The organism is Aequoribacter sp. (assembly GCF_965659035.1).
GTDB lineage: Bacteria > Pseudomonadota > Gammaproteobacteria > Pseudomonadales > Halieaceae > Aequoribacter.
Map to the genome: position 1 here is coordinate 17,749 of NZ_CBFHWH010000022.1, position 9,375 is coordinate 27,123.

Annotated in this window: 11 protein-coding genes; 2 read left to right on the forward strand and 9 right to left on the reverse strand. The window is 51.7% G+C overall.

All coding sequences use genetic code 11. From position 1 onward, the window contains the following. Positions 1-3: 3 nt before the first annotated feature. The 3 genes from ACTF5Z_RS05460 to ACTF5Z_RS05470 are packed head-to-tail and all read right to left on the reverse strand — an operon-like array spanning position 4 to position 2,204. The gene (locus ACTF5Z_RS05460; protein WP_438984801.1) at positions 4-756 is read right to left on the reverse strand and encodes an SDR family oxidoreductase; all 753 of its coding nucleotides are present in this window, start codon (positions 754-756) and stop codon (positions 4-6) included. A gap of 16 nt (positions 757-772) precedes the next feature. Then, positions 773-1,579 (reverse strand): SDR family NAD(P)-dependent oxidoreductase, encoded by an 807-nt coding sequence (locus ACTF5Z_RS05465; protein WP_423849431.1) that lies wholly within the window; start codon positions 1,577-1,579, stop codon positions 773-775. 16 nt (positions 1,580-1,595) lie between these two features. After that, positions 1,596-2,204: a TetR/AcrR family transcriptional regulator gene (locus tag ACTF5Z_RS05470; protein ID WP_438984802.1), complete on the reverse strand. Its 609-nt coding sequence runs from the start codon at positions 2,202-2,204 to the stop codon at positions 1,596-1,598. 121 nt (positions 2,205-2,325) lie between these two features. On the opposite strand from ACTF5Z_RS05470, the gene ACTF5Z_RS05475 reads away from it, so the two are divergent. Both ACTF5Z_RS05475 and ACTF5Z_RS05480 read left to right on the forward strand, forming a co-directional pair. Then, positions 2,326-3,084, forward strand: a complete 759-nt coding sequence (locus ACTF5Z_RS05475) for an SDR family NAD(P)-dependent oxidoreductase (RefSeq protein WP_438984803.1) — start codon at positions 2,326-2,328, stop codon at positions 3,082-3,084. 14 nt (positions 3,085-3,098) lie between these two features. Beyond that, positions 3,099-4,103, forward strand: a complete 1,005-nt coding sequence (locus ACTF5Z_RS05480; RefSeq protein ID WP_438984804.1) for a Rieske 2Fe-2S domain-containing protein — start codon at positions 3,099-3,101, stop codon at positions 4,101-4,103. Positions 4,104-4,235: 132 nt separating this feature from the next. Here ACTF5Z_RS05480 and ACTF5Z_RS05485 read toward each other — a convergent pair whose 3' ends face one another. The 6 genes from ACTF5Z_RS05485 to ACTF5Z_RS05510 all read right to left on the reverse strand — a co-directional run. Next, on the reverse strand, positions 4,236-5,000 hold the full coding sequence (locus tag ACTF5Z_RS05485) for an SDR family NAD(P)-dependent oxidoreductase (RefSeq protein ID WP_438984805.1): 765 nt from the start codon (positions 4,998-5,000) through the stop codon (positions 4,236-4,238). Positions 5,001-5,009: 9 nt separating this feature from the next. Beyond that, entirely contained in the window at positions 5,010-5,678 is a 669-nt protein-coding gene (locus ACTF5Z_RS05490; protein ID WP_438984806.1) for an EthD domain-containing protein, read from the reverse strand. Next, complete coding sequence (locus tag ACTF5Z_RS05495; RefSeq protein WP_438984807.1) at positions 5,679-6,782, reverse strand: acyl-CoA dehydrogenase family protein; 1,104 nt, start codon at positions 6,780-6,782, stop codon at positions 5,679-5,681. 15 nt (positions 6,783-6,797) lie between these two features. Then, positions 6,798-7,988 (reverse strand): acyl-CoA dehydrogenase family protein, encoded by a 1,191-nt coding sequence (locus ACTF5Z_RS05500; protein ID WP_423849424.1) that lies wholly within the window; start codon positions 7,986-7,988, stop codon positions 6,798-6,800. Further along, on the reverse strand, positions 7,988-8,668 hold the full coding sequence (locus ACTF5Z_RS05505) for a TetR/AcrR family transcriptional regulator (protein WP_423849423.1): 681 nt from the start codon (positions 8,666-8,668) through the stop codon (positions 7,988-7,990). The genes ACTF5Z_RS05500 and ACTF5Z_RS05505 overlap by 1 nt, the downstream gene beginning before the upstream one ends. Then, positions 8,665-9,375 (reverse strand): class I adenylate-forming enzyme family protein (locus tag ACTF5Z_RS05510; RefSeq protein WP_438984808.1); only part of this gene is annotated, 711 nt, incomplete at its 5' end. The genes ACTF5Z_RS05505 and ACTF5Z_RS05510, both read right to left, overlap by 4 nt.

Consider the following 9,375-nt stretch of genomic DNA (forward strand, 5'->3'; position numbering starts at 1 on the left):
TGTTTAGTAGGCGTCTGGTCGAAGCATAGCGTCGTGTGCGCCGTCGCAGTAGATCAAAGAGCCACCAATAAAGCTCGCCGAGTCGCTTAACAAAAAGTCGATTAGGTTAGCGATGTCCTCAGGTTGGCCGGCGCGCTGCATTGGAATAGAGGCTAAGAATTGCTTGATGGCATCGGCATAAGCGGGGCTTTCGGCAACAGCCTTGGTCATTGGGGTTTCGATATAACCCGGTGCGATGGCATTGATGCCGACACCTGAGCGTGCCCATTCGGGCGCGATGTGTTTGACCCAACGAGCAACTGCTTGCTTGCTGCCAGCATAGCACTCCTGCCCTTCGCAGTTGGCTGCAAGGGCTCGCGCTTCGCTTTCAGAACCGTTCAGCATGGAGCTAACGAGTTCTTCGTTGGTGCACATGGGCGCGGAATTAGACGATATCGCCACTACGCGCGCGCCAGGATTTAGGTGGTCTTTAAGTCCATTCAGTAACTCCACGGTGCCGTAGTAGTTAATTGAGATAATCGCGGCCGTATCGGGGAAGTGCGAAGCGACACCCGCACAGGTAATCACGCCGTCAAATGGGCCCGCGGCCTGCAATGCGGCCACTGCGTCAGCGCGTGACTCAGGGTTGCCAAGGTCAGCAATAATATCCGCATCTTTGATGTCGACCACGGTCACTTTGTGCCCATTCGCTAAGAGCTTAGCTTTGGTTGCTGCGCCAATTCCGGTGGCGCCACCTGTCATTGCATAGTGTTTCATGGTGTATTCCTTATTGTTAGGGATTCATTGCCAAAGTGGTTTCGATGGCGCTACCGGGTAGTGCTGCCATACCGCCATCGATATCAATAATTTTGCCTGTGATAAAGGCGCTGGCGGGTGAAGCCAAATACAGCGCACCCAAAGCGATATCTTTTGGGTCGCCCATACGGTTCAGGGGAATCCAGCGCGTGGTCGCCTTGTGCATGGCTTCGTTTTGCTTAATAAAGTTGGTTGCTGGCGTATCCACTGCCCCAGGCGCTATGCCATTGACGCGAATGTTGGGTGCTAATTCGTAAGCCATTACGCGTGTTAATTGGTTCACACCCGCTTTCGCGGCGGCATAGGCCGCAAAGTTGCGATCAACCATCCACGCCAAGGCTGAGCTTACGTTCACTACCGTTGCGGATTCAGCGGCCTTCAGTAAAGGGAGGCACAGCTGAGTCAGCGCGTAAACCGAGGTTAAGTTGATACCGAGAGTATGTTCAAAGCGCGATTTGGTTACCTCGGTCATAGGACCGTAGCCTTTGCCTGGTGCGCCAGCATTGTTGATCAAGATATCGAGTTTGCCGTACTGCTCGGTCACCTGGTCGACCAAGGCCTGAAGCTGCTCTTCTTTTGTTACGTCGCAAGAGATCGCGGTCGCTTCGACGCCAAACTCGCGCGCTTTGGCAGCCACTTTTTCGAGGTCGTCTTGGCTGCGAGCTACGCAAATAACATTGGCGCCCATCTCGGCGAAGGCGAGCGTAATGCCCTCGCCAATTCCTTTACCGGCGCCGGTGATCAAGGCGATCTTACCTGTTAACTTAAAGGCATCTAATATCATAGTCTTACTCGTTTCCTTATCGTGGCGCTAAAGCCTCTGCCAAAAATAAAGCGGTTTCTTGAAGCGTTTTGTCCAGCTCCTTTAGGTCGCCAGACAGCCAGTTCAGCAATCCGTACAAATAACCGCCCACTAAAATTTGCACTTGTAACTCAATCGAGAATTTCGTGTCGATATCGCCCTCGCGCCGCCCCCGCTCAACTAAGGTCGCCATGGCGTCGTTCAATATCGACATTCTCGATGTTTCTACTGTAGGGCAACCTAAATCACTCATACCCTCAATTAACAGTAACTTTGTCATGTCGGGCCGACGCTGAATATGCTGTCCAGATTGGGTCATCAGTAGCTGCAAGCGTTGTTGAGTCGAGTGCCCAGTCGCTACAGAATGCAGGATATAACTGACGAATTCTTCGTCCATACGCGTCATGAGCTCGCGCAAAACTTCCTGTTTGCTGGAGAAGTAATTAAAAAAGGTTGGTTTCGAGACATTGGCCGCTTTGGCGATGGCCTCGATCGTCGTGTCTTGGACGCCTAAATCCACAAATAAATGGCTGGCAACCTCAAAAATACGACGTCGAGTGTCAAGCTTCTTGCGTTCACGCAAGGGCAGTTGGACTGCGTTTGCCATTGTTGTGTCGTCCCTTTGTACTATGATTCAAGTCTTGCAACTTAAACAGAAAGTTATACTATGGTTAAAAATTATACCAGAGTAAAATTTTTTGCGTCTTTTAGACTAATAGGAATGAAGTATGGGTCTACTCGAAAATAAAATTGGCTTGGTAACGGGCGCCGGTGGCGGTATTGGTCGCGCTATCGCTGAAGCTTTTGCCCGCGAAGGCGCTAAAGTGGTCGTGGCTGACTTTAACGCCGAGACTGCTGAAGAAACTGTTGAGCTAATTAAAGCGGCGGGCGGTGAGGCGGTAGTATCCATCGCTGATGTGAGCGACGAAGAAGCGGTAAAAGCGATGGTCAATACCGCCGTTACTGAATTTGGCGGTTTGGATATCGCTTGTAATAGCGCAGCCTTGAGTAGAGGTGCTGGCCCTATTCATCAGTTTGAGCGCAAAGTCTTCGACGATACCTTGACCATGTGTTTAACCAACACTTGGTTGTGCATGAAATACGAGCTCGAGGTGATGCTGGCCGCGGGCAAGGGCAGTATCGTGAATATTTCGTCAAACTCGTCGTTAAAAGGGCAGCCCTATAATACGGCCTACGCGGCGGCGAAGAGCGGCGTGAATATCCTCACCAAGAGTTCTGCGGCCGAGTATGGCGCTCAGGGTATTCGCATTAATGCCGTATCACCCGGCGTGATTCGCACCCCTGGGGTGGAAAAGTATTTTGAAGAACAGCCCAAAATTGCCGAGGGTCTGAAGCGTTCTGCGGTCATGGGCCGTATCGGTGAGCCCAATGAAATTGCCGAGGCGGTGGTGTTTTTGTGCTCAGATCGAGCCTCGTTTATCACCGGTCAGTTGTTATCTGTTGACGGCGGCGGTGCCGTTAAATAAGAAAGGAGAAAATCATGAGTGTCACTAACGCAAAACGTACAGTCGGTATTCCGCTCCCCATGCCTTATGGCTGGTACCATGTGGCTTTTTCAAAAGACATAGGCCCTGGCGAGTCAAAACCCGTCTTCTATTTTGACCAAGACCTGGTCATTTTTAGAACTGAGTCAGGTGAAGCAAAGGTTGTAGATGCATACTGCCCTCATATGGGCGCGCATCTGGGTTATGGCATCCGCGAGCAGATGGGTAAAGGCGCAAAAGTCATTGGCGACAGCATTGCTTGCCCTTTCCACGGTTGGCAGTTTAACGGTGAAGGTCAGTGTACGCACATCCCCTACGCCACCAATATGCCGCCAAAAGTGGCGCGTGGTGAGGCCGTATTAAAAGCGTGGCGTGTACGTGAAATGAACGGTTCGATCATTGTGTGGTATCACCCGCACGACATTGAGCCCTTATTTGAGCCGGAACTGGTGCCTGAGCTTGCAGAGAATCCAGATGATTGGGCTGAGCCGATCATCCATGAGTGGGAGATTGGGACTCACATGCAAGAGATGGGGGAGAACGCCGTTGATCCTGCACACTTTATGTATGTGCATGGAACGAACGATATTCCTGACGCCGAAGAATTAAGCTTTGATGGCCATACTCGTCGCGGCTTTCTGAAAACTCGTCAGCCGACACCGCGCGGTGAAATTGAGGGTTCGATCGAGAACGAAAACGTGGGTCCCGGTTTGAGTGTTGTCCGATTCAAAGGCCTGATCGAGACAATCTTGGTGGCGACGGTGAGCCCCGTTACTCCCGAGATCACACGTGCTCATTACGCTTTTTATCAGCGCCGTGAAGACGTTGACGGTCCGAAAGGAAAGATGGGCCGCGCGTTAATCGCCAACATTGAACAGCAGATGGAAGAAGACCGCGTTATTTGGGATCGTAAAAAGTATTACGAGCGTCCATTGTTGTGCGACGGCGACGGTCCGTTTGCGAAGTTCCGCCGTTGGTACGGTCAATTTTTAGTTGAGTAATGCTGAGATATTGCCTCGCTCTTTTTGAGCGGCCGTAAACGTCAAAAAGCCACAACCTTCGCAGGCTGTGGCTTTTTTATTGGTGCTTAGTCAAGAGGTGTCAGGTCTTGCGTTTCTAAGCACCAGCAGCTGTTAGCCCATGTAAGCCTGACCGCCGTCTACGGCGATACTCTGGCCGCTGACATAACGACTTTGGTCAGAGCAAAACATGGCCACGAATTCACCGATATCCTCTTCACACTCACCAATACGACCCATTGGGATGGTTTTTACAAACGCGGCCGCTTCTTCGGGACGATTCTCTGTCCACCAAGCCAGCGCGGGTGACTTGGCGTGCGGTAAGATGCAATTAGCACGAATGTTATGCTTGCCCCATTCGCTGGCGGCTGTGCGGGTTAATGCGCGTATGGCTTCTTTCTCCGCTGCATATAAACCGTAATTGGTCATGTCCCAGCGTTTTGCCGCAGAGCTGGCCATGTTGATGATAGAACCGCCGTTGGCTTTTAAGTGAGGGTAGGCCGCCTGCATCATTAACAAAGTCGCCGTTGGACCTGTGACCATCGCGCGATTGATTTCTTCAAGCTCCAGAGCAATTAAAGGCTTGATGGTCGCACTTACAGCGTTGTTGACTAAAATATCCAAGCGCCCAAACGTATTCACAGTTTGCTCCACAATACCGGGCAGCTGATCAAGATTGCTAATGTCACACTCGATCGCAAGAGCTTCTTCACCGAAGCGTTCTTTAATTTGCGCAACGGTATTTTCGCATTTGGATAGAGTCCGCCCGACGGCAACGACTTTGACGCCGCGCTTTGCGAGCGAAAATGCGATGCCTTGGCCAATACCTTGTCCCGCGCCGGTAATGATGGCGACTTTTCCTGCTAGTCCGTCTGTCATAATGTGCTCCTATTGTATTTTGTATTCACTCAGGTGAATGACGTTAATCGTGTCTTGTTGAATAAATCGAGCGCAGCTTTCCATCATGCAGTCGATGTTGTGTTTGAGCTTAGCTGGGTCGCCTACCGCATCGAAAAATGCCTCGGGCGACGTGGCCGCTTGTATCGGAAAGTGCTCTTCAACCAGCGCGTCAAAGCCACTGTCTTGACCCTCAAGCACCAGGTTTTGGAAGTAGCCAAAAGTACTTTGCGTGTCGATCGCGATTTGTGTGTGGCTGTCTCGCCAAATCGCAATGAAGGCTTCGCGGCTAATGTCGCGCTTTTGTTGAAAAGTGCACAGTTGCACGGTGCCAGGCGTGCGTTGCCCTATTTGCCAGTCGGGTTTTAGCACCAGCTGCGTGTCGAACACCGTGGCCCGAGCTTGTTCAAACAGAGACTCAAGTTCAACTTTGAGAGTGTGCGCCTCGCTTTCTTCTAGATCATCTAGGCAGACACACGCCTTCGGTAGGGGCGCTTGAGCACATTGCTGGTACCCAGACGCAACCGCAGAGTCTTCGTCGTCAATAAGTAGACGCACTTGGGTTGTCTCAGAGAGCCTTGGCAAGATCGGTTGAATGGTGTTCAGCAGCGAATCCTGGGAGCACTCGGTATCAAAAATTAAGCATCGTACGCTAATCATTTACAAACCCAGTGCTAACGCATAGCGTTGGCGGTGATAAGCTGCATCCCCAAACAATTGGTTGCAGACACGTGAGCGCTTCAGATACAGCCCGACATCCAGCTCATCGGTTACACCCATGCCGCCGTGCATTTGCACGGCTTCGTTACTGATGTGCTGGTAGTAATCGTTAGCCAATGCTTTAACTTGGCTCGCGGCCTTGTGGATGTCTTTGCCTCGATCCAGTCGAGCGAAAGCACTGAAGACGGCGCTTTTTACCAGTTCCAATTGGCAATACATTTCGGCGCAGCGATGCTGAAGCGCCTGGAATGTCGCGAGTTTAACGTCGAACTGTTCGCGATCATTGAGGTGTTGAACGGTTCGCTCAATCAAACTTTCTGCCCCGCCAACCATTTCAGCAGCCGTCGCAACGGTTGCGATATCTAGCGCTTGCTCGATCTCTGCGGTTCGATTAGCACCTTCACCCAAGATATTATTCGGTAGAACGTTCGTTTGCGTAAACGTGAGGTCGCTGTATTTGCGTCCATCCATCAGCGAATAACGCTGCGCGTCAAATTCGGCCTTGCTCGATTCTAAAACTGCGGCTGCGAGTTTGCCCTCAGCAGTTTTTGCGATGACGATCAGAAGGTCGGCCTCGGGTAGGTCCATCACCATCGACTTGCCGCCGTTGAGCTGCCCATCAATGAGTTGTGTTTCTACTGCGGGCAGAGAGTAATGACGACCCTCTTGCACGGCAACGGTAGCAGTAATTTCACCAGAGGTCAGTTGCGGTAACCAGCGTGATTTTTGATCGTCGGTGCCCGCAAGCTGAATCAACGAGGTGGCGGCGGCCACGCTCGATACCAGTGGGCTTGCCATAATAGTTTTGCCCGTTTCCAACAGTACTGCCAGTAGGCCCATGTAGCCAAAACCCAGGCCGCCGTCGTCTTCAGACAAAGCGACAGCGGGCAATCCCAATTCGACCAACTGATTCCAAAGATTTAGGTTGTACGACGGGCCACTAGAATTAGCTCTTACTGCGCGTAAGTCCGCAACCGGCGCGTGCTCTTGTACAAATGCACGGACGGTATCCTGCAACATGCTTTGTTCTTCATTAAAAATCATCTGAATAGCTTCCTGTTAAGACGCCATGCCTAACGCACGTTTAGCAATAATGTTAAGTTGAATTTCTGAGGTGCCACCAGCAATGGTGTGCGCTTTATCAAAAGCCCAATTGCGAGTGACTGTGTGCTCGGTGTGGGTGGATGCCGCAGATTCCCAACTCAAAGACTTGTTGCCCAGTATTTCCAGTAAGAGCTCATCTTTCCGCTGCAGCTGTTTCGTGCCGATGTGTTTAAGTAATAGCGGCAAACGAGGGTCGCTTTGTTTGGCCTTGTGCTGGTAGAACATACGTTCGTTTAACTGGGCAAATGCCTGCATTTCCATATCTAAAGCCGCGATCTTGGTGCGCACTTCGGGGTTGTTCAGCGCGCCTTTGGCATCTGCTCCGAGCGTTTTTTTGGCAAGATCGACTAAGCTGAATTCTTCCTTCTCGGTCATCGATTCCATCGACGACATCATGGCGCGCTCGTGTTTAAGCAGCTCTTTGGCGACGTCCCAGCCTTTGTTTAGTTCACCGACCAAGTTGGCTTTGGGTACTTTTACGTTGTCGAAAAAGGTTTGGCAGAATTCCGATTCGCCGCTGATGAGTTCGATGGGACTGACCGAGACGCCTTCGCTCTCCATGTCGATCAGCAAGAAGCTAATGCCTTGCTGCTTGGGAGCATCTGGGTTAGTTCGCACCAAACAGAAAATCCAGTCGGCTTTGTGGGCGTTGGTGGTCCAAATCTTGGTGCCGTTGACTAAGAAATGATCGCCACAATCTTCTGCCTTCGTCTTGAGACTAGCCAAATCAGAGCCTGCCGAGGGTTCTGAATAACCCTGCGCCCAGCGAATTTCACCGCGCACGATTTTAGGAATATGCTCGAGCTTTTGCTCTTCGGTACCAAAGGCTAATAATGCGGGACCAAACATCCAAATGCCGATTTCGTAGAGCGCGGGGCGGCAGCCCAGTCGCGCCATTTCTTGCTGCAGTATTTTGGCTTCGTCTGGGCTTAGACCTCCACCACCGTATTCTTTTGGCCAAGTCGGGGCTGTCCAACCGCGTTCCGCCATGGCTTCAAACCACTTTTGCGCATCGGCTGATGGGAACTCGCGCTTGCGCCCCCCCCAAATTTGCTCGTCTTTGACAATAGGTTGTCGCTGCGACTCGGGGCAGTTGTCCAAGAGCCAGGCGCGTGTTTCTTCGCGAAAGGTGTTTAGGTCGCTCATTAGAGCCCTCCTGTTATGTGGTAATCGCCAGTGTCTGAACCTTTGTCGGATACTAGCTGCAGTAGTTCGTCTTTTAGGCGTTTGATATGGATGGTTTCGTAAGGTGCCGAGGGTTCCATAATTCGGTCTAAGGCAAAGCCGGCCAAAAACCGATGCACAAACCGAAAGCATTCTTTTAATCGTTGGCTTGGTATGGCGTAATCGGCAAACATGGAAGCCATAATTTGGATGTGCTTTTCTTGCTCTTCGCTAATGGAAAAGGCGCTGAGCGATGGCCCGATAGCACTCATTCGCGAGGCTCGCATAATCTCCGAAAACGCAAAATATAGGTCACTGCGATAGTGCTCCCAAACGGCGTCAACGAATTGATCGATGCGCTGACTTAAAGGTCCTTTGGCCAGTTGTGCTGACTGAAGCTGGTCTAGATACACCTGCTGTGACCGCTCTATGATGGCCAAGAGAATGTCGTCTTTCGTGCCAAAGTGATGCTGAACCGCCCCCCAAGTAATACCTGCTCTGCGGGCGATTTGGCCAGAGGTGGCACCCGAAAATCCAGACTCGTTGATGAGTTCAACAACGGCTTGAAGGATGCGTTCTCGGGTCGCCAGCGCTTTGCGAGCTTGGTGGCCCAAGCTCGTTTCGTGCGCGGGTTTGCTGACTGTTAGGGCGGCGACACTCATGCAAAGTAGGTGCGTTTAATTTGCGCTTTGATTAGCTTTTCGGTCGCAGTCCTTGGCATGGGTTCGTCGGTGAACACGATCTGCACGGGTACTTTAAACGCCGCTAAATGCTCTTTGCAGTAGCGAATAACATCGGCTTCTGTGATGTGATCGTGACCCTCTTTGAAGCGAACCACTGCCGCAGGCTCTTCTCCAAAACGGTCGCTGTCAATGGCAACAACGGCTGCTTCCGCACAGCCCGGAAATTGGATCAGGCAGTTCTCGACTTCGACTGGATAGATGTTTTCGCCGCCGCGAATAATCATGTCTTTCACACGATCGCAGATGTACAGCAAGCCGTCTTCGTTGAAGTAGCCGACATCGCCGGTTTTGAACCAGCCTTGTTCAAAATCGCTACCGTCTTTAGCGCCGCTGTAATAACTGTGGATGCAAGCTGCTGACTTGATCCAGATTTCGCCAGGCTCACCCGCGGCAACTTCGGTGCCTTCTTCATCGCAAAATTTAAAATCGATAATGGGGCTCGGGAAGCCGCTAGCGCCGGGTCGAGCGGTAGCCATATAGCCCGTGAACGCTGCGCCACTGCCGCCCGTTTCGGTCAGGCCCCATCCGGCCCCCGGCATTGCCGAGGCTGTTTTACTGCTGTACAGCTCACTCAGTTTGCTGGGCGTAGCTCCGCCGCCAGCGCTAATGTTGGAAATATTTGAGGT